Consider the following 25,952-nt stretch of genomic DNA (forward strand, 5'->3'; position numbering starts at 1 on the left):
CGTCAGACTTTCGTCCATTGCGGAAGATTCCCTACTGCTGCCTCCCGTAGGAGTCTGGGCCGTGTCTCAGTCCCAGTGTGGCCGATCACCCTCTCAGGTCGGCTACGCATCGTCGCCTTGGTGAGCCGTTACCTCACCAACTAGCTAATGCGCCGCGGGCCCATCTATAAGTGATAGCCTAAGCCATCTTTCAATAAGAAATCATGTAATCTCTTATATTATCCGGTATTAGCTCCGGTTTCCCGAAGTTATCCCAGTCTTATAGGTAGGTTGCCCACGTGTTACTCACCCGTCCGCCGCTATTCTTAGAAAGCAAGCTTTCTAAGAACCGCTCGACTTGCATGTATTAGGCACGCCGCCAGCGTTTGTCCTGAGCCAGGATCAAACTCTCCAATAGAGTTCACTTGCTCATGTAAAACATTTTTTAAAACAAACATTGACGCTTGTGTTGTGTTCAGTTTTCAAAGAACTTTTTAATCATCTTCGCTCTGAAGCGACTTTATTAATATAACATTTACTCATTTAAGTGTCAATAACTTTTCAAAAAAAGTTTTTCACTTATTTCGCTCGATCAGTTTCTCTCATCGGCGACGTATAATAATATAACATAGTGTAAAAATGATTTCAACCCCTAAAGTAAAAAAATCCAAAAGAACTAATCAAGTTACAATTAATTCATTTTAATCTTATCTTTTTAAAGTTCTTCATTACTTCTTTATATTACTGACAACTCCCACAGCTAAGGCAGTGGAGTTCTGGGGTACAGTGGATAGATAGTATCTGGCATTAATGGATAAAAACGCACCACTTCATTAAGCTTATTTATTTCATCCTGCAAACCGAGCTCTTTATATATAGATAGAAGTACAGCTATTGATCTAATCTGTGGAATATTCCTCTTGCACTTTCGAAGTTCTTCTATAAGAAGTGGAAGTATATCAATATCATGTACACAATATGTAATACAGTCATCTAAAGAGGACTTATTGGTAAGCCTTAGATGGTCATGTATTTTTATTAACCAGTTGTAAGAAGAGTGAAGCGTCAAAATATCTGGTGCATACTCAATAGATGTAAGAAGCAGCTTTTCAGCAAAATCGTATTTTGCAATTTCAATTGCCCATGCTGCACACCCTATTAGGAAAGAACTTGTATTTCTTCTCGTCCGTAATATACTTTCTTGTGTATCAACATCCATTAAATCGAAATCCGATTGTCCAAATGAGCGCTTGCAGCTATTTCTAATTATCGCCCTCTCCCCTTCACTTATAGATGCCCAAAATTCTTCTAAGTTTAATTGTTTTATTATTCCACCGTATTGATGTTGAAGCTGGACTCTTGCATCACTATTTTTTAATTTGAATAGCTTATTAATATACATTCAATCACCCCAAACTTTTGTACAAACATTTTATGTTACCAACGAGGTGTTCATACCAATCTTAGGTTACTAACAAACCGTCCAAAATAATTAAACTTTTATAATAAATAATAGGTTTTATTCAAAAATTCGCACATAACCATCAACAGTGTAAGGTTGCTAACCACATTATAAGGCAAAATATCTAATTCTTTAGTATAAGAAACTGTCGGTTTTGTGTGGATAACTACAAAAAAATCTATTATAACTTTTACTAGATATACAAATATCAAATAGTAGAATAAGTTACATAATTACTAGATTCTACACATATATTCTTATAACTAGACTATGAGAGAGGAAGATAGTATGGAGTTTTTAAAGGCTTTCGCTATGTTTTTATCATTGGTTATGTGCATATTTTTATTTACATATTCATACATGGAAGGAATACGAATGAGTAATGAGGAAGGAAAAGTCCGGGGGGGTACTTTTATATTTAGTATTGTAATGGGATTGGTTTTTGCATTTACTGCAAACACTCTCTATTTTCAATAGAAACAAACAGTAGATAGCGAAGTAGACCAGTTGCTATAAAGTAGTGTTGGTCTTTTTGCCATTCTAATAACTTTTTATTCATAGTAAACGTGGATTATTGTCATTCGACAAGGTTTGTAGTAGTACTCTACATTTGTGCTCACCTACCTATAACTGTTTTATTAATAATCTATAAATACTTTATTAATCATTCCAATCTCGTTTCACTTATATCTATTAGACGGAAATGTATTTAATCTACATTCGTCTTATGCACAAAAAGCACCTGACCTTATTACAGATCAAATGCTCTTTCTTCTATATAATATATTGGTAGCCCTATTTATGCTGTTAGTTTAATGTTCTTTTTCAAAAGTAATGATTTTAATTGTTGTCTAGCTCTGTATAATCTTGTTTTAACTGTTGCTTTTTTTATATGAAGTTGATTAGCTATCTCTTCATCACGCAATCCTCTCGTGTACTTTAATAGTAAAACCTCCCTTTGCTCTGGCTTTAGGTGCTTGATTTCCGCTTGGACCTCTTCGCTAAACATCGTTATTTCAATTTCACTTTCTACAGTTATATTTCCATTTTTACAATCAAGAAGATCCAGTATCGTATCTTCAATTGGCACCAATTTTGTCCTTTTTTCTTTTCTCATTAAATCTATCGCTGTTCTGGAAGCTATTGTAGATAACCACGCTCCAATTTTCCCTGCATCTACTATCGTATCTAGCTTCTTATAGGCTTTAATAAAGGTTTCTTGTACAATATCTTCGGCTAGGAATGTATCCTTAGTGATAGAGTAAGCCGCTTTAAAAACTTTCTCATAAAACAGTCTATACATCGTATTAAAATCAGTTTCATTGAAACTTGGATTATTCATGTCTATCCCTCCAACTAGTCTCCTAAGGCGATAGTATTCTAAAGTAGAAGCTCAGTGGACATCATTCAAAGTAATCTACTATGAAGGTGAGAATATGATTTTCATCAAAGCTTCGAATGTCAAGGAAGTCTTGATTATTATAATAAAACGCAATCATATATTCCCCTTCTAATTTCCAACTCATACTTCTAATCCTAGCTTCTAGTTGATTTTTAGCAGTTCTTTTAAGAGTTCTCTTTCTGTTTTAAACTTTTTATATAATTCGTCTTGAGGAATGGGAAAACGTGGGTCGTTATTAGAAAATTCTTGCTTCATAACCACCACATAAGCTAAATCATCTGCTGTCATTCTTGCATTATCGACTTCCCCTATACTGCAGCCCAATAAAAAACAGACTTTATTGGAAACAATTGATCAAGGTCCATCGTTATTCGCCCAGCAATTAACACTAATCCCGTAATTAGAACAGGGATAAGTAAAAAGAAGACACCAAGACAAAGATAATGGTTAAATACACACTCTCTATTTATAGGCATGCTATGTATGAGGTCAGCTAATGGTTTTACTTGTAAAAAGCGAAATAAAAAGATTGCAAGTAAAACAGGAATGATGAGTAAGAAAAAAATTTGCATTTCAAATTCATATTAGAATAGACTCTCTATATACGTATAACTTGAGTTTCGCACCCTTAATAAACAGGATTTTCTAACTCATAATCCTGCCTAAACCCTTGTTATATAAGGCTTGTCTATTATTCCATTTTAATTGCCTATGCAGCTTTTGAAATAATTGTTTACCTAAAAATGAGTCTTCAAATAGCTCCCTTTAGAAATTGACATTCTGGGGAGTTTTTGAACTCTTTGATGTCGACCGTTCCAGAGTCTGCTACCTGCCGTGATCACTACTTGCAGAAGCTCCTCGAACATATCCCATAACCTTTCGGCTAAAATTTTTTTCGATCATCTCGTCTTTGACATGTTCAAATAGGCCTCCAAGTGTCTCATAATCATTGACCCTGCGAAAATAGGCAAGAAACACACAGAGGATAGAGGTGGTGGTCACATGGCTAATTTGGTTAAAATCCTGGGATTGACACTTTCCAAACTTCAGATATTGTTTGACCTCTCGAAAGAAGACTTCGTTCGTCCAACGTACCGAATATATTTCCAGCATCGCTAGAAAAGAAAATGAAGTGGCTGTGGATAGATGCAGTTTCCAATCTTTTTGATATGGAAATCGGCAGAAGTATAACTTCACTTCTCCCACACCTTATATAGTCCACAATAACCTCAAAATAACGGGTGTTTCTTTTACTAAAGGGTTCCGTTTTGAGGTACACAACGGTAAATTGACATTAGAAATGGCATACGAATCGACGTATGCCATTTTCCTTTTATATAGGGATTTATAATACCTCTTATAGTAAAATAAAACCATTAATGACAAAATAAAGGACAATGCTTATTGGACACTCAAAATTAAATGTCAATTGGGATGTCAATTCTTACACATTTCCATATACATCAGAAGTCATCTCCTAAATTTAGTAACCAGTGATATAGTTAAAATAAGAGGAGATTTTCCGGTTAAACTGCGTAATAAGGCTTGGTTCGGGATATATAAGCGGAGGTTTTCCGCTTAAGCAATGCAAAATGTTCCATTTTGACATTTTTTGTGTAAATAGTCGGAATCCTTCCGTCTATTTAAGCTATTTTAAGTGCTATTTCGTAATTAAGAGAAATTTCTCCGCTTATTTATTAAACCATGCTGATTCCCTCATCTCTTGGTTCTTGAGGGTTCGCTCTTTATTTTTATTTATGCAATTTCATTAAAAATATATGAAAGGTAGCAACATTTTCGTGATCGATTTTTGGCTTTACTCCTATTCAAAGGTTTTAGTATGGGGGTTTAATAGGTGATGCAAGAGGAAAATAGCGTAAACTATTTGGTAGAAAATTAAAGGTTTTTTCCGATACGCCGTTGCTTGTAATTTCTCTAACGTCAAGGCTTGTCCACTGTATGTCCACGGGGACTTTGATAGCTTATGTAGCATGGTGAGATCCTGCTACCTTTTCAAAGACGATCCCCTTTCTGCCATTTACCTCTGTTATATCAATAGTATTTTCCACTTCATTTATCATATCTTGAACATATGAAGTCAATGAAACCTCAAATTCTACCGTTGCATCAGATACTTTTTTTCTAAATAATTTCAGTATTCGTTGTTCTTTATAACTAAATATTTTCACTGCTTTTCCTCGGGCAATCAGACCTAGCTTTGTCATGATTACAACTTCCTTCGTGTTTAAAATTAACTTACTATATTTTAGTGCTATTTTATAGATTGTCATTTCAATGATTTTTATTCTTTTTACTTGCAGCCCAAAATGCTAGTAAAACTAATGGGATAAAAATAATCCATGGCAATTGAATTGTACTTTGAGTAACAAATGCAAAAAACAACAGTACAACTACTCCAAGGATACAGTAAAGACAGCCTCTTCCAAACGTTTCCAATATATCACCCCCTTAGTAATCGTTATGCATATACAGAAAAATCATGTTAAGTTTATGATGAGACAAATTATATTTTTGCTAAACTAGAAATGGAGACCTATCCCCCTAAAAACAAAAGCGCAGGGCGCCACGTTTAGCGACGTATGGACTGGACGGAGCCGCATGAGATAAAGGAAACAAGGGGAGAGCGATAGCGATTCGATGTTGACTTATAACGCTAGAAGCGCGCAGGTCCTGTGCGCTACGCCTTACTTGCACATCCTGTGCTTCGTCGTAAGGAGGTGAGGGAAGTCCACTAGTCGTTGGACGCTGGAGCTAGACGTAGATAGACAAAGACACGAAGTTATACACAACCCTACAATTTTATAAATTCCTAAACAATTAAAAAGTGCAGCAAAACATTATGTTTTTGCTGCACTTTACATTAACTAATCTTTATCATGGTCTTCACACATTTTTTCGTGGTGATGCCAGTGAGCGACATATCCATTTTCTTGTAATTCGGCCTTGAATTTCTCTAAACGAGCCAACTTTTTCTCTGCCTTCTCAGGTGTTATCACACCATATTCAGCATATTTATTTATTATCTCCTTTTTCTTTACGAACAGGTCATTATATAGATCTTCTAATTCTTTTTTTTGTGCCTCCGTTAGTTGTACACTCGCATCCTTATTGCCTTGCGTTTCGGCACTTACATTGACTTGTTGTCCACCCATCAACCACGCAATACATGTAATTGATAAGCATAGAATTATCTTTTTCATTTTCATCACTCCATTCAAAGTTTTAGCTCCGAATGTAGTTTTTGACAGTGATGGATAATTTATTCATAAATTTTTTACTATTTTTTTAATGAGTAAGTTTACTATTTTTTATTAGATCTATTAAGACTAACTAGCGTGAACAGTTGGCAATTCTTTGCTACCTTTCTTTTTCCTTCCACTGACCGCAAATAAAGATATACCTAAAATAATAACGAATCCACCAATAACCTGTGTCCATAGTATTGTTTCATCAAGTATAAAATAAGCTAATATGGATGCCCCAACAGGTTCAAAAAGAATACTAATTGAAATAATCGATGTGCTTACCCATTTGAGTGACCAATTAAATAATGTGTGGCCAAATAGGGTGGGAACAATAGCCAGTAGCAAGAAATAAATCCAATCACCATTATTATTTGGGAGTATTGGATACTGTAACAATACTACATATGCAAACAAAGTAACTGTACTAATTCCATACACTACGAATGTATAAGTGATCAGAGAAAGTCTTTTTCTAACAGTTTGACCGAATAATAAATAGGCGGTTACCATGGCACATGCTACTAAAGCTAAAAAATCTCCGAACAAAGCCATCCCGCTTATTTGGAAATCACCCCAGCTAATAATGACACTTCCACCTACTCCAAGTGCTCCACTTAAGATCGCTTTATAGCTTGCTCTTTCTTGAAAAAAGAGATAGGTACCGATAAATGCAAATAGAGGCTGCAAGGTTACTAGAACAGTTGAACTAGCAACAGATGTGTAGTTAAGTGATTCAAACCATAAAATAAAATGAAAGGCTAAAAATACTCCCGCTACAGTCGATAGAACCCAATCTCTTTTTGATATAATTTTGAGTTCGTGCCTATACTTTAGGAAGAAGATTGGTAGCATTAGTACTACTGAAAAAAACAACCGATAAAAAGCAATAACTGGCGCAGGTGAACTTGCTAGTTTTACAAGAATCGCTGATGTAGAAACAGCTATTACCCCAACTGCGAGAACAATATATGGATTCATTCTAGGCTCGTTCATCATAATCCCCTTTTTCCACTTTAAGAGGATGTTCAAAAGGTTCGTGAAAAACAGCTGTCATTTACTCAGAACAGGAAGTGCATTTCCGACGTTCGCACAGGATGTGGCGGTCTTTAGTCGGAGTTCGTCACTCTGACACTTTGGTACTGACCTAAGAAATGAACTTCTGTTAAATACGTGCACGTAATGCGCACAACGCAGAAGTCCGAAACATCCTGTGCAAGTTAGGTCCCCCGTGTCTTTCGTTCCGCGAACTTCCCGGCTCTTTTTGTCCTCCCTTTTGAACAAACTCTTTAATCCTATTCCTAAATTATAATGCGAAAATACATTTTATGGGGAATTTTTTATTCTTTATTGATATTGAAGCCGTAAAAATATAAAAATGGCTTTGGAAGCAGTAGGTTGTAGTTCCATACTCGTAAAAAAAATTTTGAAGGCGGATTCATCTTTAATAAGAAATAAACATGTACTAAGAGGCGTATATGACAAAACTAAAAGATGTAATGATTGGGTTTAAATTTCCAGATGATTACCCAACGACAGAATCAGGAAAAATTCAGCAATTCAAGCTGCAAAATCAAGTAAATAAATTTGCGCGATTAGGTAATGCAGTTTTAAAAAAACCTCCATAAAGGACACAAAAACGGGAAGTGGTATAATCCCTCTTCCCGCTTTTTTAGACTCTAGCTCTAACCTTTAGGTACTGTACTGTTCTTGTGACAATTGCAGTATGATAGTATGGACAAATTAGTTTTGAGGACTTTAATGTATGTTTTTATCTACATACTTACCGTAGTCAGGGATAGCGATGCTTTCAAATTTACTTACTAACTTTTGTAAGCTACTTGATAACATTTCCCCTTTCATTGGTATTCCATGGCCGGTAACGGCTACTGCAGGTTTTAATGCTTCTAATTTTTCCACAGATTTAAAAGCAGCTTTCCAGTCTGTTGTTAAATACCTAGGGGGGCCACTAATTTCCTGTTCTTGAGTAAAGACTTTATAGAGATATTCTTGTTTAACTGTTACAAAAGCATCTCCTACAATCAATGAACGATCTTCATCTCTGTAAAGAGATACATGACCAGGGGAATGTCCAGGTGTATGAATCCAGCTCCATCCAGGCATTCCGGGCACTGTTCCATCAGAAGGAAGTGTATGAATGTGACTGCCCAAATTAATTGGTTCATTTGGGAACATTGGAGACATTTTCGAAACCATTCCACCTTCAACAGTTGGGTCAGGCTCTGGATAACTTTGCTGCCCTTTTAAAAACGGGATTTCTAATTCATGTGCATAAACCGGGACTTCCCAATGCTTCACCAATTCAATAATGGCACCAACATGATCAAAATGGCCATGGGTTAAAATAATCGCTCTTGGACGACTGTGTGACCCAAAACGTTCTTCAGTAACATCTATTATCTCATCAGCAGACCCTGGCATACCCGCATCAACCAACACAAAATCCCCAGTCTCTGGATTGCCAACCAAAGAAACATTTACAATTTGGATTGTTTGGCAAAATAAATCCCGAGCCACTACCGTTCCTATACCACTTCCAACAGATGTTGCGGGGATATACTTATAATCACTACCATAATTCATATCATTTTCCATACCACTAATACCTCATTTCACAATATTTGTACTAAACTAGCTCTAGTGTGTCACAGTTATTTATGTATTATGTTTAAATCGTTTAAACATAAATATTTTTCAAATAGTCCATTATTTTTGTGTTGCAAATAATGCGTATGATCGATATAATATTCTAAAATGCATTATTAATATAAAGGACACTACCCTCAGTGAGGATTTTCTTTCATCCCCCACTTAAACTTCTTTGATTACTCTAAGGTTTGAAGTGCGGGTCATACTACCCGTTAATGCGGGATAAACATTTATATCATGGGGCATTAGCTCAGCTGGGAGAGCGCTACGCTGGCAGTGTAGAGGTCATCGGTTCGATCCCGTTATGCTCCACTTATCCAAACCCCTTGCGTAGCAAGGGGTTTTTTAAAGATAAGAAAGTTAAAAGTTTGTACCTAGTTTTAGTATTTAGCCCATGCGCCCTGGGACCTGAGGTCATATGCCGATAGACGGGCGTCCTGCGCTTTTCCTAGTTATTGACTCATTATTTTTACCTGAGCCACCATTCCACCTTTAATTACATGATCTTTATTTTCAATTAATACCTTAATTGGGAATGTCTGTGTGCTTGCATTTCCAATGATAGAAATATAAGTTATTTTACCTTGAACTGTTTTCCCTAATGTAGGAAAGTTAACTGTTACAGTTTGGTCCTTTTTAATTTTGTTAATAAATGCTTCTGGAACATCTGTATCAATATATAATTCGTCAATATTCTTAATTGCAAACATAAGATCATTTGGTGTAACGGAACCCCCAGCAATCGCGTTAAGTTCTGTGATGTAGCCGTTTATAGGTGCATTTATGATTAAGTTTTCTAATTGTCGTTGCATTAATTGAATCTCTGATTCTGATTTTTTGATTTCAAACGAGGTTCTTTCATCTGCAATTGAATTCGATTTTTTTTGTAGATTTGTAGTAGCTCTAGCAACCTCTTTCCTCTTGGAATCTTGTGCTTTTTCCTCTTCTAACATTTGCTTTGCCCTTCCTAGTCTTTGCTCAGCTTTTGCTATTTGTACTTTTAATTGTTCTAATTCTTGTGTTTCAATTAAACCTTGCTTTAATTCATTTTCTTTTTTTTCCCAAGCTTTTTTGAGATTTTCAAGCTCAAATAGTTTTGCAGTCGCTTGCTCTACCTCTTCCTGCTTAGAATCTTGTGCTTTTTCCGTTTCTAATGCTTGCTTTGCCCTCTCTAGTCTCAACTTAGCCTCTGCTATTTGTACATTTAATTGCTCCAACTCTTTTTGTTTAATTGAATCTTCCTTTAATTCACTTTCCCTTTTTTTAAAAGCCTTTTTTAGATTTCCAAGCTCCACTTCTGCCTCATTTACTGCAATTTTACCCTGTTCTATATTTGGTGACAGGTTCGCTGTTATCATGACCATCGTTTCATTTAGTGAAATCTCTTGTCCCATGGCATTGACTTCGGCTTCTGCCTTTTTCAAGTTAAGTAAAGTCTTTGCTTGTTCGATTTGATAATTTAAGTCACTATCATCCAAAACTGCCAATTCTTGACCCTTTTCTACATAAGAACCTAACTCAACAAATAATTCTTTAATACCACCTGTAACAGAAGGAGATACCACTACTTCCTCAAAAGGTTCAGTTACACCCTTTAGTGTAATTTCTTGATTTTCCTGTGCAGCAGATACCTTTACCTCAGTAAAAATTTTCTTTTGAATGTTATTTTGACTCACTTCCCCAATTCCACAGCTAGCCAACAATATTACACTTAAAATAAATGATGTTGTTGGCAGGTATTTTAACTTTTTAACAAACACTATAGCCTCTCTCCTTATGTTTACTATCTTTTTTATAAATACAGTATTAACTAATATAGAACGTATTATTCTTTATAAAGAACATTTTAGTTTAAAAACTTACTTTCCATCATTTAAAATGACTCCCATTAATTTTGCATTTGAAAAATGAAGTACTTTTCTAGCTTCAAGAGCTTTATCAAGGACAGTTTTACCTTGATTAACTACTAATAACACTCCATCACATCGATTCGCTAAAACTCTAGTTTCAGCTGCCTCGAGAACTGAAGGTGAATCAATTAACACGATGTCATATGAGTTTCTAACTAGATTTAATAAGTCTTTCATTTTCCTTAGACCTAGTATCTCAGATGGGTTGTCTTCCTTTGGTCCACTCGTTAAAATATTTAACCCACTAATATCTGATTGTAATATGGCATCCTCTACGGAAGTATTATCAGTTAGCACATTGCTAAGACCGATTGTATTTGGGACATTAAAGATAGAGTGCACCCTCGGTTGTCTTAAATTTGCATCTATTAACAATACCTTTTCTTTTTGTTGGGCAATTGCTACTGCAAGGTTTGCTACAGTGGTTGTGTTTCCCTCACGCATTTTTGTAGATGTAAATAGAAGCGTCTGATTCCTGTTGTCCCCTATTAAAATTTGAATATTAGCACGAATCGTCTTGAACTGTTCAGAGACGTTTGAGTTAGGGCTTGAATGAGTAACCAAGTTTCTTTTATCTTTGGTAGTAAATGGATTCATTATTTTAAAGGCCAAAGCTGTCACCTCTTAACTCTATGTTGCGAAATCTTTTTCTTTTTACTGTTGTGTTCTTCTTGCTCATTTTAGCTATTTTCCCTAGAACAGGTACACCCAAATACTCCTCGATTTCTCGTTCTGATCGAATCGTATTATCCAATGAATCTAGTAAAAAGACAAAACCGATTCCAAGTACAACCCCTGCTGCAAATGCAATAACGACAATATTATTATTATTTTGATCTATTGTAACAATTTCTTGTTCCTGGGCCTCAGAAAGGATTCTAACATTAATAAATATATTTAGAACACTCCCTATTTGGTTTTTGAATACCTGTGCTGTAGTATTTGCGATATCAACTGCCATCTTTGGATTAGAATCAATCACATTAATTCGAACTATTTGAGATTCATCGATATTACCAGCACTTATCTGTCGTGCTAAAGCATCAGAAGATTTTGTTAATCCTAAGTCTTCTCGCACTTTATCCAATAATAATGGGTCTTTAATCATTACCATAAGAGTACTCATTGACTGTGGATCACCATCTAATATTATTTTAGTTGAAGCTTGATAAAGAGGTGGTTGCTTAAAGTAAGTTTTCTGAAAAACACCTGCAGCCGTTGCAAGCAATGTAATGAGGATAATAATCCAAATCCGCTTTTTTAATACATCAATATATTCTTTAATATTAATCTCCTTTACCTTACCCTCTTCTTTAAAATTAACCTGGTTTACATTATTACTCATTAAATAACCACCTATCTAATAGCCTAATTTGTGTTTAAAACCAAAAATCAGCCATTCTATATAAAGAACACCTCTATAAAAAACTCCTCTAATTAGGATTAGCCTTTTATGCTACTACTTTTCCAAACGGAACAATTAACTCTCTTACTATTTTAGTTCTATATAAAGAACGTGTCAATACATAATTAAATAGCATTAACACAATTTTCTGTTTTGTTTAAAATATAAGACGAATATTTTAGCATGTAGTTTCAAACTATATAGGAAACAATATTCGAGGTGAGTTCATGTGGGATTCTTTAAAGATAGAAGATTGTCAAGAATGAAAAACAAGAATAAATGCCCCGATTGTAAAGGGAGAGGCTATCATGCCTTTGCTGGGAGTGACTTTTTCAATGCGATTCCCTCAAATTGTTCTTCATGTGTACAAAGTGGTCTGTTCTCAGTCTGGGATAAAAATAACATCTAGACCCTGAGGCTCACTCCATACGGGGAGAGCTTTTTTTCTGTCATCTATGTTTCGTCTTAAATGGTACCTATAATAACATCGCATATCACTTATGTTCACAACGCGATCACTTCTATACGATATAATTATTTATGTATCCTTCTTTTTCTAAAAAATTATGCATTTAGTATTGCAATTTAGCTTTTCTAAAAAATCTCAAAATAACTGACTTTTGTTATTGACAAAAAGATCCTTTAGATTATATAATTAATCTTGAATTGATATATCTTTAATTTGAGATAAATGAATTAAAACTAATACAATTGGAGGAATTAACATGACAAAAACAAAATGGGCAGTAGATACAGCACACAGTAGTGTAGATTTTTCAATAAAACATATGATGATTTCAAACGTTAAAGGGGCTTTTAATGCTTTTGATGCTTCAATTGAAGCAGATCCTACTGATTTAACGACAGCTGATATTATTTTCAATGTAGATCTTTCAAGTATTGATACTCGTAATACTGACCGTGATAACCATCTTCGTTCTGCAGACTTCTTTGATGTAGAGACAAAACCAACAATGACATTTACATCTACAAGCATTGAAAAGAAAGATGATGATGAGTATTCAGTAACAGGCAACCTTACACTTAATGGTGTTACGAAGAGCGAAACATTTGTAGCGACTTTTGAAGGGCAAGGCAAGGATCCATGGGGTAATGAAAAGGTTGGATTCAGTGCAGTAGGAACTCTTAAGCGTAGTGATTATGGCTTAACTTGGAATGCTGCTTTAGAAACTGGTGGAGTACTTGTAGGAGACAAAGTAAAAGTAAGTCTACAAATTCAAGCATCTAAAGCTGAATAATATATAAGAAAAGTGCAGGACCCGCTTCCGATTGATGTCGATTAAAACCCGCCACATCCTGTGGCCAGCTTCGACATCAGCACATCGTGTGCAATTCAAGAATAAGCCGATCCGCAACTGGAAGATTGTTCTTTGACCTCCCCGGACGGATTGCCCGAAATGCGTAAGCGCTTTGGTCAGAAACGAGAAAACTGGTCGACAAGAACGCCACGTCCTGTGGCATTGTCGACACTTGCACATCGTGTGCTTCGAAGACTCCGCTAAAAGAATCGTTCTTTGCTTCTGTAGGAGGAGTTGAAGTTTCCCCTCGTTTCTAGGCGCTGGAGCTAGACAGGCTTATGACCTCAAGTCCGATGGCGCTCGGAGCTAGACATCAAAATAAGCTGAAATTTATAGTTTAAAAGGAATTGGAGATTATTTTCCAGTTCTTTTTTTATATTCTTCGGTAACTTTTTCCGTTCACTGTCGTCTAAACTAGAAAGGAGTGAGTGGAATGAAGAAACTAATAATAGCACTTGCCTTTATGATTTTGTTTAGTGGATCCTTTCTGTATAAGCCATCAACAACTTTTGCATGTTCTTGCCTTCAGCCTCCACCAGTAGAAGTTGAATTAGAAAGAAAAACAGCTATATTTTCTGGTAAAGTTATCAAAATTGAGGATACAACTACGTTTAATCAATCTTCAGGCGATTTGTTAAAAGTTATATTCGAGGTAAAATCTTCATGGAAAGGAATAAATCAACCTCAGGCAATTGTTTATACAACAAGAGATTCTGCAAGCTGTGGGTTTAATTTTAACTTGAATGAAGATTATGTTGTATATGCTTATAGTGAAGAAGATAAGTTGATGACAGGACTTTGTGAGCGTACAAAAAGTCTTGATATAGCACAAGAAGACTTAAAAGCACTAGGTGAAGGTAAAGAGCCAAGTAAGGATTTAGACTTTTTTAAAGAGTCTACCAAAGAACAAAATAACAACACCTATTATGGTACAATTGCTCTGATTATTATAGCCATCTTAGGTATAGTATTTCTAATCTATAAACGTGTAAAGGGTAAGTAACTTGTACTATTTTTTAATAGTAAAAGAGCTTTTAGCACGCTAAAAGCTCTTTTATTTTTTGGCGCGATTTCGGGTTCCTTTAAGAAGGTATATTGGCACGCAATCCATCGCAATTGTCAGTTTGCACGAAGTGAAATTGAAAAATCTAGCAGAACGGTCTCATAAGGTGTTTAATATAGAAAGAAAAGTTGGATTAGAGAATAGATATTTAAGTCGTTCAAGGAGAGCGTCCAATCCGAAAAATTATAATAAAGATGGGACAATAAAGAAGGGCAAAAAAAAATGGGTAAAATCTAAACGATACGACAAAAGGCAAAAGAAATTAAAAGAACTACAGAGAAGAACTGCATTGAGTAGAAAATATGCTCACAATGAAGAAGTAAATACGCTTCGTTCATTAGGAGATGAGCTTTTCATTGAAACGATGAATATAAAAGGATTGCAAAAGAAAGCAAAATCAGTCACAAGGAATGAAAAGACTGGCAAGTTTAACAAGAGAAAAAGATTTGGAAAAAGCATAGGAAAAAGAAGCCCTGGTTACTTCATTAAACAAGCAAAATATCGTTTTTTAATTACAGAGGGTAGTGTGCATGAGGTAAATACGTGGAAATATAAGGCGTCTCAATATGACCATATTATAAACGATACAAATAAAAAACAGCTATCTAAAAGGTGGCATGAATTACCGAATGGCTTAAAAATCCAAAGAGATCTTTACTCAGCGTTTCTGCTTTATTGTTCTGAAGATACCTTAGAAAAACCAAATAGAAATAAATGTCTACAAGAATTTAATTCTTTTTACGATAAACATCAACACTGTATTGAACAAATAAGAAAAAACCGTGTAGTTGTTTTAAATAGTGGAATTAAAATAAACAAAGTCGTATCTTAATTTTAAAAACAGGGGTTTGACTTCGCCTCTGTCTTCACATGAAGAGAAAACAGACGCCAATGTGGTCGGTGGATCGCTTGTCTGTTGGTTTTCACCCCTGTAGTTAGTGCGTAACGCAGATGGGAGTTCGACTCCATGTACGCTTGCGAGAATCTACATGTGAGAACCCACGTGGGCTTGCCCCGTGGAGTGAGTCAGGAAACATTTAATGATACATTCAAGCATCAGAATTCTCCTGAAAATATGAATGCCTATTTGGATAGGGCATTTAACTTAAAACAACTAGAAAAAGAATTATTCAATAATTCTTCACAATTCTATTTTGTTTATTTTAATAATGAAGTTTCTGGATATTTAAAGGTCAATACCAATGATGCTCAGACTGAAAAATGGGGGATGAATCACTTGAATTCGAGAGGATTTATATAAAGAAAAAATTTCAAAAACATGGTCTTGGTAAATGTCTTCTAAATAAAGCTATGGAAATTGCAATGGAATGTAATAACAAGAAAATTTGGCTAGGTGTTTGGGAAAAAAATGAAAATTCAATTGCTTTTTATCAAAAAATGGGGTTTGTTCAAACTGAAACCCACTCCTTTTTTATGGGTGATGAAGAACAAATTGACTTTATCATGACCAAAACACTTATATAACTTTAGTGAAAGGTGGGTTATTATGTATATCCCAAAATATTTCAAGGTAACAAATTTTGATGAAGTTCGGGAGTTTGTTCAAAAAAACTCTTTTGGCACTATTGTCACAACAGAACAAGGGAAACCAATTGCCACTCATTTACCTTTGGGATTAAATCAAAAAGGCGATGACTACTATATTACTGGGCATATGGCTTATGGAAATCCTCAGTGGAAAACATTTGAAACCTGTGAAGATGTACTTGTTATGTTTCAAGGACCGAACTCTTACATTTCATCTTCTTGGTATTCGCACGAAAATGTTCCAACATGGAATTATCAGGCTGTCCACATGTATGGAAAAGCAACTATATTAGAAAGAGATGAACTAATAGAAGAATTAACAATAATGCTAAAAAAGTATGAACAAAATCGTGAAAATCCTGTTTTATGGGATAAACTTTCTCCTTACCTATTAGAAAAAGAGCTTAAAGGTATAGTTGGATTTAAGATTAAAGTTGGAGAAATTCAGGCTGCATTTAAATTAAGTCAGAACCGAACTGAAACCGATTATAACAACATCATTGATAAATTAAAATATGAAGGAAACCTAAACTCGAAACAAATTGCTGAACAGATGGAGAAGAGAGTAAAAAATCAAGAATAAGTCCACCTTTATTTAAAGGAAGCATACAAAAATTAAAGACCGGAACAAATTGTCGTAGTAGCAGCATCTCTTCAGATTGTGAGAATTAATTAGAATTAGGAGAAAAATACCTATGCTATTGTCGGATTTAACTTATGAACAATATAAATCATTTGTTGAGGATAGAGATTTTTGGGACGGAAAAATGTTGGGAATTATTAATCAAGAAAATTTACCTGAAGGGTGTTTATCACGATTTTCACACGGTTCTAATATTGTATATAGTTATAATAGCGAACTAGTAGTTAAACTTTATCCTAGTTATTTTAAAAATGAATTTGAACGTGAAATTGAAGTTTTAAAAAATATAGAAAACCATATTACACTAGTAGAAACCCCAAAGATACTTTCAGTTGGTTCATATGAAGGGTGGGATTACCTTGTCATGAATGAACTAAAAGGAACGCTGTTAATCGATTTATGGGATAAACTTACAATGGAAGAAAAGAAAGAACTTAGTATAGATTTGGGTAATGTCATACGTGAGTTTCATTCCATTCCAAGTAGCCTCTTTGAAACAATTGATGTTGATTGGCAATTATTCATTAAAAACCAATATCTAAAAATGACAGAAAATCAAAAAAAATCCAACTTACCACAAATACTTTATGATACTTTACTAGAATATGTTGACGAATCTTATATAAATTATTATCCCAAGCTTAGGTTGCTAACTGGTGAGTACACCCCATTTAATTTACTTTTTAATAAAGAGAATAATAAGTGGAAGTTAACAGGGGTTATAGATTTTGCCGATAGTTTTTTGGGTGATAATGAATATGATTTACTGGGTCCAATCCTTTTTATGTTTAATGGACATATAGAACTTACCTATTCATTCTTAAAAAGCTATGGCTATATAGAAGCAGAGTTAAATGATTCTCTTCGAAAAAAACTCATGATTTATACTATTCTTCATAGATTTAGTAATATAAATTATTACATTTCTAGGAATCCTAAAGCAGTTACTATTGAAAGCTTTGAAGAGCTATCAAATCAGTTGTTTAATTTTTAGCAAAATAATTAAATTATCGAATAAATCCCTTTTTAAATATAGGTGTCACTACCGCTACTTCAAAAACAAACGGCATTGATCCAAGAAGGATAAGTGCCTATTCGTATTTACTTAAAGGATAGAATTGTATAATAAGAAAGGATTTTAACAGGTGCATATTGAAGGTAAGTTAGTAGAACTCTTTACAAAGGAGAGAGTTTTTGGTTTCATACCAAATTGCCAGCCACTAACACACGGTGAAAAAGCAAAACCTAGAAAAAGCTAGTGTTAATTGGTCTACTGTGCAAAGCGAAATACCTCAGATAGACGTACATCTATTGAAAAAGCAATAAATCATTTAAACTATATCAATGATATGGATAGACATAAATATATATTTACAAAATGGTTAATCAAAATATCGACTTACTCCAAATGAATTTAATTCAAAGTTTAAATATACGTTGATACAAAAACTTAGACCATTTTGTTATTAGTAATTCGAATATTTTTATCTAAATATTTACACAACTTATAATGAAAAAGGTATAATATAAAACAAGATACTGTTAATCTATCAACTATTTTTACTGAAGTTAGCGCGATACATACTTAATTCAGAGACAGGAGCAACGATGATGAGAGAATTTGAGATTAAAATTACCCTTAGCACAGCAAAAAAAACGATACCTCCATTTGATCGACTAGAGTTTGGAAGAACCTTTACCGATCATATGTTTATTTGGGATTATACAGAAGGGAAAGGTTGGCATGATCCTCGCATAGTACCCTATCAACCAATTACCTTAGACCCTGCAGCCACGGTTTTTCATTATGGTCAAACTGTTTTTGAGGGGTTAAAAGCGTACCATACAAAAGATGAGCAGATACTGTTATTTAGACCTGATCAAAATATGAGCAGGCTAAATAAGTCAAATGATCGATTATGTATTCCACATATTGATGAAGAGTTAGCCGTCAGTGCCTTAAAACAATTGATTAATATCGACAGGGACTGGATTCCGACAGCGGAGGGAACTTCACTATATGTTCGACCATTTATTATTGCGACAGAACCATATCTTGGTGTAGCTCCATCTAGAAACTATCAATTTATGATAATTTTATCACCAGTCGGTGCTTATTATAAGGAAGGTATTAATCCTGTTAAGATTGCTGTAGAAAGTGACTTTGTTCGAGCTGTAGCAGGTGGAACGGGTAATGCGAAAACAGGTGGAAACTATGCTGGTAGTTTAAAAGCATCCGAGAACGCCAGTAAAAATGGTTATTCTCAGGTTTTATGGTTGGACGGAAAAGAAAAGCAATACATTGAAGAGGTTGGAAGTATGAATATCTTCTTTAAAATAAACGGTGAAGTTATTACACCTGAAATAAATGGGAGTATACTTGAGGGTATCACTAGAAAATCAATTATTGAGCTATTAAGATATTGGAATATACCTGTTGTAGAACGAAGAATTTCAATCGATGAAATTCAACAAGCCTATCATGACGGTTTATTAGAGGAAGCATTTGGGACAGGCACAGCAGCAGTAATTTCACCAATTGGAGAATTCTTTTGGCAAAATGAAAAATTAGTAATTAATAACGGCGAAACAGGCAAGTTATCAAAAAAAATCTACGATTCATTGACTGGCATTCAATATGGAACCGAACCAGATCCGTTTGGATGGACTGTAAGATTATAACGTGGTGCCTTTCATCTAGTGCTTTAAATAGTATAAATCCAAATTTACCACACAAAAAAAGTCTGAGCCTATAGTTAGAGGCTCAGACTTTTTTTCCACGTTTTTTTATTGAACTTCGACTTTTCTGCCTTCTTTCGCTGATAATCTAATCGCATCTAACACTTTTTGTGTTGTATGTCCATTTTCAAAATCAGCAAGATATGGATGTTTGACACCTTTATCAAGAGTTTCATGAAGTGCATCCAGCATCCGGTTATATCCATTGTAATAACGGGCTGCAATTGCTGGCGTTTTCTGAGGCGCTATAATTTCTTGTGTAAGTGCGACTTCTTCAAGCTTAGAATCACCTGTAGAGAGTAAGACTTGGTTGTCATCAAGCATGAACAGTGTGCCTCCCTGACCAAATATCTCCAGACGCCAAGTGTTGGCAGTTTGACGAGCAGATGAAAGAAGTTCCAATGTTACAGTTGCTCCGTTAGTTAATGAACCGATTACCTGGAATGCATCATCAGCAGTACGATGTTCCACGATGCCATCTTCATTAGTATAGGTAGGAACATGAATAGGTAGGTTTGCAAACACTTCTTTAAAAGTACTATTGCCCCACCATTGGAGTGTATCGATCATGTGCGATCCTATTGCTCCTAGCATACCGCCACCTGTTTCTGCTTGACCAAGCCAACCTCGAGATTTTGATAGGAGGGCAGTATAATTAGCAAAGGAACATTCATAGCGAATATGCATAATTTCACCTAGGCTTCCACTGTCTACGATCTCTTTTATCTTAGTACGTGCAGGTAAGAAACGGAATTCATGATTGATAAAACCTAATTTTCCCACTTCGTTTTTTAAAGAAATCATTTGTTCTGTTTCATCTTTATGTAATGCCATTGGTTTTTCACACAAGATGTGGACACCTTTTTTATAAACAGCATCAACCATCTCTTTATGTAAATGAACAGCAGATGCGACAACAACCAAATCTAGTTTCTCCTGTTCAAGCATTTGCTTCCAGTCAGTGTACACATTCTCAATTAGACTTACCTTTCTTACTTCGTCTACATTTCCTCTTGAAACACTTGAAATGGCAACAACCTCAAAGCCATCGTGAAATTTCATAATTGGCGCATGAACCTTGGCGCCAAATCCAGTGCCGATAATCCCAACCCTAAATGTATTCATTGGTATTCACTCCTTTTTCTCAATATGTTTATATTAATTTATTAGTCGATGAATTGCGAATTTTTACCATCGCTGTTCTAACATCATTATCAACGTTATTCTATTTAAACGTCTACTTAATACAAGTACTAAAGTTACTATCTTCATAAAACATTAATGGTTTATCTTAACAAAAACATCTGACTTTTGATGTGTTTTCTTGATTACAAACCAAAATCGGATTAAATGAATGTATAATAAGTTTGCTAGATTTTAGTTTTAAGTGATGGAGGATTTTAATTATGGAATGGGCGTTAGCGATTATATTCGGTATAGCAATTTTGTTACTCATTTTCTCGTTTATGCAAATTAGACAATCATCTAAAATAGAGAAGAGAGAAATTGATTTGATGTCAATTCATTTGATGGAAGAGATAAATAAACTAGAAAAACAAATTCGAGATATCGAACTCGATGCAGAAATTACCGCTCACGAAGCCGGTGTACAATCAATCTCTTCAAACGAACGGATTTTGTTACGTGAAGTATTAGATTTGTATAAGCGTGGATACTCAATTGAAGGCATTTCAGCGCAAAAAAAATTGACTGTAAATGAGATAAACCAGATTCTTTCTCCTTATATGACATCAAAAGGTGAAAGGAGAAAAGTAGCAAATGAAGCCTAAAATAATAATCAGCTTTGCAGCAGGTCTTATTCTGGCTGCAAGTGTCAGTGGAGCAGTATTCTACGCAGAACCTAACAAAGGTACTCGACAGACAGATGCTACTACAGAAATTCCTTCTGAAGAAGAGATGAAAGACCTACTCGCCTCTGCAGGTTACGTTATCCATACTGAAGAAGAGTGGAAGGAGCAACTGGCTACAGTTGAAGCAGTAGAAACAAAAGAAGAGGCAGTTAAAGATGTAAAAAAAGAAACGGTCATATACCGGACAATGCTAACTGTGTCACAAGGGATGACAAGTATTGATGTTGGAAGGGCACTTCAGCAAGCGAATATTATTGATAATGCGTTGGATTTCTTTAAAGAAGTAGAGAAACGAGGATTGGCGAACGATTTAAGGCCAGGAACGTATGAGATTGATAGTGAGATGACCTTGGATAAAATTATGTCGACTGTATTTAAATAGTGAATTTTTTGTAGTTGTATATTTAATAGAAAAGAGTTGTTAAAAAGAGGCGCCGTTAGTAACGGGTTCTCTTTAAAGGTGAAAAACAGTAAATCACAATGCAAATAGGGTGCGAAATCGTAGTGATTATCTCACCCTATTTTTTATTGCTTGATCAATGTTTTTTTTGCAATTTAACATATAAAATCGCATGTAAAAATAACTATTTGCGAATAGCAATTCTCTATCTGATAATTGGATTGCTAAATAGATGTAAATTACTATGTTGAATTATGTATAAGATCGGATTATCAGAAATTTTGGCTCCATTATAACTAAATTCTGTTTTTACCGTGTTTAAAAAATAAACGGAAAAATTCCGTTTAAATTGGTAAATGCGCATATTTTCCAAAAAATAAGGGAAGTTTTCCGTTTATATTATCCAAATCCTTGGATTTTGTCTTATTTAGAGCAGTTAATCGGAATATCTCCGCTTATATCTGCATCTTAAGCCTCCACTATATACATTAGCAGGAAATTCTCCGCCTATGAATTCTTATTCCTACACGAAATTCAACAATGAATAATAACTGAGCCTTGATTTTAAGGACATTATTTATATACCTTAAACACTATAAATTTTTGGGTTTTATTTAGGTTTAACGAAATATAAAAAGCATGGCGATTTACCACGCCTTTTTGTAGAGTGTTTGCTTGGTGTTTGTGCATTCCCTGTGCTTAAAGTTATAGATTTGTGGGAGCTTGGCACCTTCACTCAATACTTCGATAATAGCTTTACACTGAAATAATCCAAAGCTTGATTGACCTTATCTAGATCATATATTCTTTTCTCTAAACAGAATTGAATAACCAAATCAAATGTATCACTATCCGACAAAGAGAAACCGGCTGAACTCAAAAGTTTATCGGTTTCTTTTTTATTTAATTCGAGTGCTAGTGCCAAGGCGACAGCGCTATTTTTTCCCGGTCGATAATCGGAATTTGATCTTATTTTCGAAAAATGTCTACGGTCAATACCTGCTTTTTTGTAAATATCTGAATCACTATACCCTGTATCATCAATAAGTCCTAATAATACCTGGGCGAATGTTGGTTTACGGTTGGTGGTTATAAAATCTTCTAACTCGTTATGTTCTGCATCTTTAGTAATAATAGATTCCGGTTCATAAAGATTGAATTCCTGTACACTTAAATGCAGCTCAACATACTCCTGTAATTCTATTAAAATTTCTTTTTCAAGCATGTTATTAACCTCCAAAAGTGTCGCCTAACAAGCGACCAAAACAATGATAAACTTAGCTACTATTATAGCATGAACAACAAATGAAAGGATGATAAAAGAGATGAATATGAATGTAACAGAAATCATTTTTCTACTTGATAGAAGCGGTTCAATGTGTGGACTTGAAAGTGATACAATTGGTGGGTTTAATGCATTTATTAAAAATCAAGCCAAATTAGAAGGCGAAACAACTGTTACCACAGTTCTCTTCGATGATGAGTATGAAATCTTATGGAATGGCGTTAATGCTAATACTGTTAGGTTATCAGAACAAGAATATTTTGTGAGAGGATGTACTGCCTTGCTTGATGCAGTAGGGAAAACGATTCTTGATGTAGGTTATCGGTTATCAAAAACAAATGAGGATCAACGACCAGGCAATGTAATATTTGTGATTACAACGGATGGATTAGAAAACGCTAGTCGTGAATTCACATATGAGAAAATAAAAGCACTTATTAAACACCAACAGGAAAAATATAGCTGGGAGTTCATCTTTCTTGGAGCAAACATTGATTCCGCAAAGGAGGCAGACAATATGGGCATTGACATAACTAATGCCTATAACTTTGAAGCTTCGGGAAAAGGTGTGGAATCTATGTACAATATCGCGTGCGAGGCTGTATCGAATAAAAGGATGAATTTAAAGGATATTGATTAGTATAAAAGCAAGGCCAACCATACACATTATATTGATACATAATAAAATTTATGCTGGATATCCCGTGGAGATTTCTTTAACTTATATAACTTTTCAAAGGTCGAGGGTAGTAGTTAACCAATGCTCAACTTAATTGAAATAAACGGAATTCTCCGCTCCAAAATAGTGGTAAAATGGCCGAACAGCTTTGATTGTTTCTGTTAGCTACTGTTTGTTATGGAAGAGATTAATGGGGATAAACTGGAATTTAAACCTTTTTAGGCACTTGTGTTAATTTTAATTTCAGGGCAGATTTTAATAAACTTAGTTTATAAGCAAATAATTGTCGTATACTTGACAGAATTTTTAATAAATATTATTATATTATAAATACAACGTTGAGCTATGCTTCCACATTTTTTAATCATATTTAAATAAAATTAAATCAAAGGGGAGAGAATAATGATTAATATTTTTAAACTTGGGTATGTTGAATTCGGCGCAAAGGATATGGAGGGGATGAAATCCTATTATTCTGATACTATGGGATTTACATTAACAGATCAGGACAACAATGGAAGCGTTTACTTTAGTAGTTCAACTGACCATCATAATATTGTACTTACTCCATCAAATGAATCTGGTATTCGTTGCTTTGGACTGCAATATCAATCTGATTTACCAATTAACGAAGTAGCAGAATATTTGAATTTTAAATTTGGAATCATCTCAGAATTGAAAACAAACTCTAAACCTGGAGTGAATGAATTACTAGAATTTACGGATCCAGAAGGTTATGTTGTACAGCTTTATCCTCAAATGAAATTAAAAAATCCAGGGTTTAAAAAAGAAGGAATAATTCCAAATAAATTAGGTCATCTTTCAATACGTGTTAACGATCCTAAAAAGCAAGTTGAATTCTATACACAATTAGGCTTCTTTAATACGGATTGGATTGAAGATTTCTTTGGGTTTATGACATGTAATCGTGATCATCATGTCCTGAATTTTTGTGCATCTGAGAAGAAAGGTATGCACCATATAGCATTTGAAATGAGAAATTATTCCCACCTCGTAGAGAAACTGGATTTCCTTCGTTCTAAAAATACTAAGATTGAATGGGGACCTTCTCGTCATGGTGCAGGTCATAATATAGCTTGCTACCATTATGATACAGAGGGCAATATGATTGAGCTATTTACAGATGCTGATATATTCGTCAAAGAATTAGGTATGTTTGAACCAAGACCATGGCATAAAGATTACCCGCAAAAGCCAAAAGTTTGGAATGCAGAAGAATGTCTTTCTGTGTGGGGAGTCGATTTTGAAAAGGCTCTCGTTTAAAATGATTGATAGATAGCTAGAACTTGGTAACACTTTGCAGTAGGAGGAAAGTATCTTATAGTTGCTTGATACTTTCCTTTTTTTGATACATCAATTTAAAATCTCCGTTTTAACTACAGCCATTCCTTTATTACTTGAAAAGGAGAGAGGAAACTAAATTATTTTTTGAATAGAAATTATTATCATAATATGATATTATTTATTAATTATCGACATTTAGGCTTTTTTAACAACAAAAAAATATTGTATTGCTTGAAAGGAAATGGTTTTTTATGCCACCCCGAAACCTTAGTGAACAATTATTGCATGATCTAGGTAAGGACATAGTTCAAGGAGAAATACAGCCAGGAGAAGTATTACCAAAGGTTGAGGATATTAGTGAAATAAAAGGCGTGAGTCGAACTGTTGTACGAGAAGCATTAAAAGGTTTAGCTGCTAGAAGACTTGTAGAATCCTCAACAAAGGTTGGTACAATAGTAAAAAATAGAGAAGATTGGCAATGGTGGGATCCTGATGTTTTATCTTGGGCCTCTCATTCAAATGTTAGTCGAGAAATATTACTACAATTAACTGAGGTTCGTTTAGCAATCGAGCCAGCAGCTGTTCAATTAGCAGCAAAAAAAGCAACTGAAGATGATATTAAACAAATTAAAAAGTGCTATAAAAACTTAGAATCATCGTTAGGAAATGAAGAAGAGTGGGCAAAAGCTGATTATGAGTTTCACAATAGTATTCTTGTAGCATCTCACAATGAATTAATGTTAAGTTTAATTAAAACATTGCACGATGCACTTTTAAAAAGCAGACAAACGAGTATTAAGTTACTAAAACAAAAGGAAAAAAACACATACGTCGAAGCAAATGAAGAAGTAATATCTAGGCATAAGGGACTTATGGAAGCTGTTTGCTCACGGAATGGAGAGCTTGCATATAAAAAGATGCAAGAACTACTTGTACGCGTAGTTCAACTAATTGAAACATCTGAAGATGAGAGTAGCGTGAAATTACAGTAAATAGGTTTAACTATCAA

The 25,952-nt window shown here is 34.6% G+C and carries 27 protein-coding genes, 1 tRNA gene, 1 rRNA gene and 2 pseudogenes; 14 read left to right on the top strand and 17 right to left on the bottom strand.

Annotated elements, in window-relative coordinates; genetic code table 11:
- The 11 genes and pseudogenes from PY093_RS17895 to PY093_RS17940 form a co-directional block, all read right to left on the bottom strand.
- Positions 1-397 (bottom strand): 16S ribosomal RNA (locus PY093_RS17895); the annotation flags it as partial.
- 342 nt (positions 398-739) lie between these two features.
- The gene (locus PY093_RS17900; protein ID WP_275647176.1) at positions 740-1,381 is read right to left on the bottom strand and encodes a hypothetical protein; all 642 of its coding nucleotides are present in this window, start codon (positions 1,379-1,381) and stop codon (positions 740-742) included.
- 859 nt (positions 1,382-2,240) lie between these two features.
- Entirely contained in the window at positions 2,241-2,783 is a 543-nt protein-coding gene (locus tag PY093_RS17905; protein ID WP_275647177.1) for an RNA polymerase sigma factor, read from the bottom strand.
- Between the two features lie 61 nt (positions 2,784-2,844).
- A complete protein-coding gene (locus PY093_RS17910) occupies positions 2,845-2,967 on the bottom strand; it encodes a hypothetical protein (protein WP_275647178.1) in 123 nt (40 codons plus the stop codon).
- 17 nt (positions 2,968-2,984) lie between these two features.
- Positions 2,985-3,131 (bottom strand): hypothetical protein, encoded by a 147-nt coding sequence (locus PY093_RS17915; protein WP_275647179.1) that lies wholly within the window; start codon positions 3,129-3,131, stop codon positions 2,985-2,987.
- Between the two features lie 20 nt (positions 3,132-3,151).
- Entirely contained in the window at positions 3,152-3,415 is a 264-nt protein-coding gene (locus tag PY093_RS17920; protein WP_275647180.1) for a hypothetical protein, read from the bottom strand.
- Between the two features lie 151 nt (positions 3,416-3,566).
- Positions 3,567-4,095: pseudogene (locus PY093_RS21475) on the bottom strand (IS4 family transposase); the annotation flags it as partial.
- Positions 4,096-4,825: 730 nt separating this feature from the next.
- On the bottom strand, positions 4,826-5,068 hold the full coding sequence (locus tag PY093_RS17925; protein ID WP_275647181.1) for a hypothetical protein: 243 nt from the start codon (positions 5,066-5,068) through the stop codon (positions 4,826-4,828).
- 67 nt (positions 5,069-5,135) lie between these two features.
- Entirely contained in the window at positions 5,136-5,300 is a 165-nt protein-coding gene (locus tag PY093_RS17930; protein ID WP_275647182.1) for a hypothetical protein, read from the bottom strand.
- 428 nt (positions 5,301-5,728) lie between these two features.
- Positions 5,729-6,064 (bottom strand): DUF2680 domain-containing protein, encoded by a 336-nt coding sequence (locus PY093_RS17935; protein WP_275647183.1) that lies wholly within the window; start codon positions 6,062-6,064, stop codon positions 5,729-5,731.
- A 126-nt stretch (positions 6,065-6,190) separates the two neighbouring features.
- Positions 6,191-7,102 (bottom strand): DMT family transporter, encoded by a 912-nt coding sequence (locus tag PY093_RS17940; RefSeq protein ID WP_275647184.1) that lies wholly within the window; start codon positions 7,100-7,102, stop codon positions 6,191-6,193.
- Between the two features lie 482 nt (positions 7,103-7,584).
- Between PY093_RS17940 and PY093_RS17945 the strand changes: the two genes are divergently transcribed.
- Positions 7,585-7,734, top strand: coding sequence for a hypothetical protein (locus tag PY093_RS17945; RefSeq protein ID WP_275647185.1), 150 nt, complete (start codon positions 7,585-7,587; stop codon positions 7,732-7,734).
- Positions 7,735-7,864: 130 nt separating this feature from the next.
- On the opposite strand, the gene PY093_RS17950 is transcribed toward PY093_RS17945, so the two are convergent.
- Positions 7,865-8,722, bottom strand: coding sequence for an MBL fold metallo-hydrolase (locus PY093_RS17950; protein WP_275647186.1), 858 nt, complete (start codon positions 8,720-8,722; stop codon positions 7,865-7,867).
- Positions 8,723-9,015: 293 nt separating this feature from the next.
- Between PY093_RS17950 and PY093_RS17955 the strand changes: the two genes are divergently transcribed.
- A tRNA-Ala gene (locus tag PY093_RS17955) sits at positions 9,016-9,088 on the top strand.
- A 140-nt stretch (positions 9,089-9,228) separates the two neighbouring features.
- On the opposite strand, the gene PY093_RS17960 is transcribed toward PY093_RS17955, so the two are convergent.
- The 3 genes from PY093_RS17960 to PY093_RS17970 form a co-directional block, all read right to left on the bottom strand.
- Positions 9,229-10,536, bottom strand: a complete 1,308-nt coding sequence (locus PY093_RS17960; protein ID WP_275647187.1) for an HlyD family secretion protein — start codon at positions 10,534-10,536, stop codon at positions 9,229-9,231.
- 99 nt (positions 10,537-10,635) lie between these two features.
- Positions 10,636-11,298, bottom strand: a complete 663-nt coding sequence (locus PY093_RS17965; RefSeq protein ID WP_275647188.1) for a CpsD/CapB family tyrosine-protein kinase — start codon at positions 11,296-11,298, stop codon at positions 10,636-10,638.
- The gene (locus PY093_RS17970; protein ID WP_275647189.1) at positions 11,288-12,031 is read right to left on the bottom strand and encodes a YveK family protein; all 744 of its coding nucleotides are present in this window, start codon (positions 12,029-12,031) and stop codon (positions 11,288-11,290) included. The genes PY093_RS17965 and PY093_RS17970 overlap by 11 nt, the downstream gene beginning before the upstream one ends.
- 785 nt (positions 12,032-12,816) lie before the next feature.
- Between PY093_RS17970 and PY093_RS17975 the strand changes: the two genes are divergently transcribed.
- The 7 genes and pseudogenes from PY093_RS17975 to PY093_RS18005 all read left to right on the top strand — a co-directional run bounded on the left by PY093_RS17975 (position 12,817) and on the right by PY093_RS18005 (position 19,346).
- A complete protein-coding gene (locus tag PY093_RS17975) occupies positions 12,817-13,350 on the top strand; it encodes a YceI family protein (RefSeq protein ID WP_275647190.1) in 534 nt (177 codons plus the stop codon).
- Positions 13,351-13,843: 493 nt separating this feature from the next.
- On the top strand, positions 13,844-14,413 hold the full coding sequence (locus tag PY093_RS17980; protein ID WP_275647191.1) for a hypothetical protein: 570 nt from the start codon (positions 13,844-13,846) through the stop codon (positions 14,411-14,413).
- A gap of 136 nt (positions 14,414-14,549) precedes the next feature.
- Entirely contained in the window at positions 14,550-15,305 is a 756-nt protein-coding gene (locus tag PY093_RS17985; RefSeq protein ID WP_275647192.1) for a hypothetical protein, read from the top strand.
- Between the two features lie 135 nt (positions 15,306-15,440).
- A pseudogene (gene paiA, locus PY093_RS17990) lies at positions 15,441-15,958 on the top strand (spermidine/spermine N(1)-acetyltransferase).
- 22 nt (positions 15,959-15,980) lie between these two features.
- A complete protein-coding gene (locus PY093_RS17995; RefSeq protein ID WP_275647193.1) occupies positions 15,981-16,604 on the top strand; it encodes an FMN-binding negative transcriptional regulator in 624 nt (207 codons plus the stop codon).
- A gap of 112 nt (positions 16,605-16,716) precedes the next feature.
- Positions 16,717-17,658, top strand: coding sequence for an aminoglycoside phosphotransferase family protein (locus PY093_RS18000; RefSeq protein ID WP_275647194.1), 942 nt, complete (start codon positions 16,717-16,719; stop codon positions 17,656-17,658).
- 617 nt (positions 17,659-18,275) lie between these two features.
- Entirely contained in the window at positions 18,276-19,346 is a 1,071-nt protein-coding gene (locus tag PY093_RS18005; protein WP_275647195.1) for a branched-chain amino acid aminotransferase, read from the top strand.
- Positions 19,347-19,451: 105 nt separating this feature from the next.
- On the opposite strand, the gene PY093_RS18010 is transcribed toward PY093_RS18005, so the two are convergent.
- Positions 19,452-20,528 (bottom strand): Gfo/Idh/MocA family protein, encoded by a 1,077-nt coding sequence (locus PY093_RS18010; RefSeq protein WP_275647196.1) that lies wholly within the window; start codon positions 20,526-20,528, stop codon positions 19,452-19,454.
- Between the two features lie 281 nt (positions 20,529-20,809).
- Between PY093_RS18010 and PY093_RS18015 the strand changes: the two genes are divergently transcribed.
- Both PY093_RS18015 and PY093_RS18020 read left to right on the top strand, forming a co-directional pair.
- Complete coding sequence (locus PY093_RS18015) at positions 20,810-21,193, top strand: hypothetical protein (protein ID WP_275647197.1); 384 nt, start codon at positions 20,810-20,812, stop codon at positions 21,191-21,193.
- Positions 21,183-21,656: an MltG/YceG/YrrL family protein gene (locus PY093_RS18020; RefSeq protein WP_275647198.1), complete on the top strand. Its 474-nt coding sequence runs from the start codon at positions 21,183-21,185 to the stop codon at positions 21,654-21,656. The genes PY093_RS18015 and PY093_RS18020 overlap by 11 nt, the downstream gene beginning before the upstream one ends.
- A gap of 754 nt (positions 21,657-22,410) precedes the next feature.
- Here PY093_RS18020 and PY093_RS18025 read toward each other — a convergent pair.
- Positions 22,411-22,899: a hypothetical protein gene (locus PY093_RS18025; RefSeq protein ID WP_275647199.1), complete on the bottom strand. Its 489-nt coding sequence runs from the start codon at positions 22,897-22,899 to the stop codon at positions 22,411-22,413.
- A gap of 100 nt (positions 22,900-22,999) precedes the next feature.
- On the opposite strand from PY093_RS18025, the gene PY093_RS18030 reads away from it, so the two are divergent.
- From PY093_RS18030 to PY093_RS18040, 3 genes are all read left to right on the top strand, one after another.
- On the top strand, positions 23,000-23,599 hold the full coding sequence (locus tag PY093_RS18030) for a vWA domain-containing protein (RefSeq protein ID WP_275647200.1): 600 nt from the start codon (positions 23,000-23,002) through the stop codon (positions 23,597-23,599).
- A gap of 441 nt (positions 23,600-24,040) precedes the next feature.
- Positions 24,041-24,922, top strand: coding sequence for a VOC family protein (locus PY093_RS18035; RefSeq protein ID WP_275647201.1), 882 nt, complete (start codon positions 24,041-24,043; stop codon positions 24,920-24,922).
- Positions 24,923-25,194: 272 nt separating this feature from the next.
- On the top strand, positions 25,195-25,935 hold the full coding sequence (locus tag PY093_RS18040) for a FadR/GntR family transcriptional regulator (RefSeq protein ID WP_275647202.1): 741 nt from the start codon (positions 25,195-25,197) through the stop codon (positions 25,933-25,935).
- The last annotated feature ends 17 nt before the right edge of the window (positions 25,936-25,952 follow it).

It is taken from the genome of Cytobacillus sp. S13-E01, assembly GCF_029193815.1.
In the GTDB taxonomy this organism is placed as follows: Bacteria; Bacillota; Bacilli; order Bacillales; family Bacillaceae_L; genus Bacillus_BV.

What these genes read in the sequence shown, in the direction of transcription:
- PY093_RS17975 (WP_275647190.1), top strand. Translation starts at nt 12,817, where the DNA reads ATGACAAAAACAAAATGGGCAGTAGATACAGCACACAGTAGTGTAGAT.
- PY093_RS17915 (WP_275647179.1), bottom strand. Translation starts at nt 3,131, where the DNA reads ATGACAGCAGATGATTTAGCTTATGTGGTGGTTATGAAGCAAGAATTT.
- PY093_RS18005 (WP_275647195.1), top strand. Translation starts at nt 18,276, where the DNA reads ATGAGAGAATTTGAGATTAAAATTACCCTTAGCACAGCAAAAAAAACG.
- PY093_RS18025 (WP_275647199.1), bottom strand. Translation starts at nt 22,899, where the DNA reads ATGCTTGAAAAAGAAATTTTAATAGAATTACAGGAGTATGTTGAGCTG.
- PY093_RS18000 (WP_275647194.1), top strand. Translation starts at nt 16,717, where the DNA reads ATGCTATTGTCGGATTTAACTTATGAACAATATAAATCATTTGTTGAG.
- PY093_RS18020 (WP_275647198.1), top strand. Translation starts at nt 21,183, where the DNA reads ATGAAGCCTAAAATAATAATCAGCTTTGCAGCAGGTCTTATTCTGGCT.
- PY093_RS17980 (WP_275647191.1), top strand. Translation starts at nt 13,844, where the DNA reads ATGAAGAAACTAATAATAGCACTTGCCTTTATGATTTTGTTTAGTGGA.
- PY093_RS17905 (WP_275647177.1), bottom strand. Translation starts at nt 2,783, where the DNA reads ATGAATAATCCAAGTTTCAATGAAACTGATTTTAATACGATGTATAGA.
- PY093_RS17935 (WP_275647183.1), bottom strand. Translation starts at nt 6,064, where the DNA reads ATGAAAAAGATAATTCTATGCTTATCAATTACATGTATTGCGTGGTTG.
- PY093_RS18035 (WP_275647201.1), top strand. Translation starts at nt 24,041, where the DNA reads ATGATTAATATTTTTAAACTTGGGTATGTTGAATTCGGCGCAAAGGAT.
- PY093_RS17900 (WP_275647176.1), bottom strand. Translation starts at nt 1,381, where the DNA reads ATGTATATTAATAAGCTATTCAAATTAAAAAATAGTGATGCAAGAGTC.
- PY093_RS18015 (WP_275647197.1), top strand. Translation starts at nt 20,810, where the DNA reads ATGGAATGGGCGTTAGCGATTATATTCGGTATAGCAATTTTGTTACTC.
- PY093_RS17925 (WP_275647181.1), bottom strand. Translation starts at nt 5,068, where the DNA reads ATGACAAAGCTAGGTCTGATTGCCCGAGGAAAAGCAGTGAAAATATTT.
- PY093_RS17910 (WP_275647178.1), bottom strand. Translation starts at nt 2,967, where the DNA reads ATGAGTTGGAAATTAGAAGGGGAATATATGATTGCGTTTTATTATAAT.
- PY093_RS17920 (WP_275647180.1), bottom strand. Translation starts at nt 3,415, where the DNA reads ATGCAAATTTTTTTCTTACTCATCATTCCTGTTTTACTTGCAATCTTT.
- PY093_RS17950 (WP_275647186.1), bottom strand. Translation starts at nt 8,722, where the DNA reads ATGGAAAATGATATGAATTATGGTAGTGATTATAAGTATATCCCCGCA.
- PY093_RS18030 (WP_275647200.1), top strand. Translation starts at nt 23,000, where the DNA reads ATGAATATGAATGTAACAGAAATCATTTTTCTACTTGATAGAAGCGGT.
- PY093_RS18010 (WP_275647196.1), bottom strand. Translation starts at nt 20,528, where the DNA reads ATGAATACATTTAGGGTTGGGATTATCGGCACTGGATTTGGCGCCAAG.
- PY093_RS17970 (WP_275647189.1), bottom strand. Translation starts at nt 12,031, where the DNA reads ATGAGTAATAATGTAAACCAGGTTAATTTTAAAGAAGAGGGTAAGGTA.
- PY093_RS17945 (WP_275647185.1), top strand. Translation starts at nt 7,585, where the DNA reads ATGACAAAACTAAAAGATGTAATGATTGGGTTTAAATTTCCAGATGAT.
- PY093_RS17940 (WP_275647184.1), bottom strand. Translation starts at nt 7,102, where the DNA reads ATGAACGAGCCTAGAATGAATCCATATATTGTTCTCGCAGTTGGGGTA.
- PY093_RS17995 (WP_275647193.1), top strand. Translation starts at nt 15,981, where the DNA reads ATGTATATCCCAAAATATTTCAAGGTAACAAATTTTGATGAAGTTCGG.
- PY093_RS18040 (WP_275647202.1), top strand. Translation starts at nt 25,195, where the DNA reads ATGCCACCCCGAAACCTTAGTGAACAATTATTGCATGATCTAGGTAAG.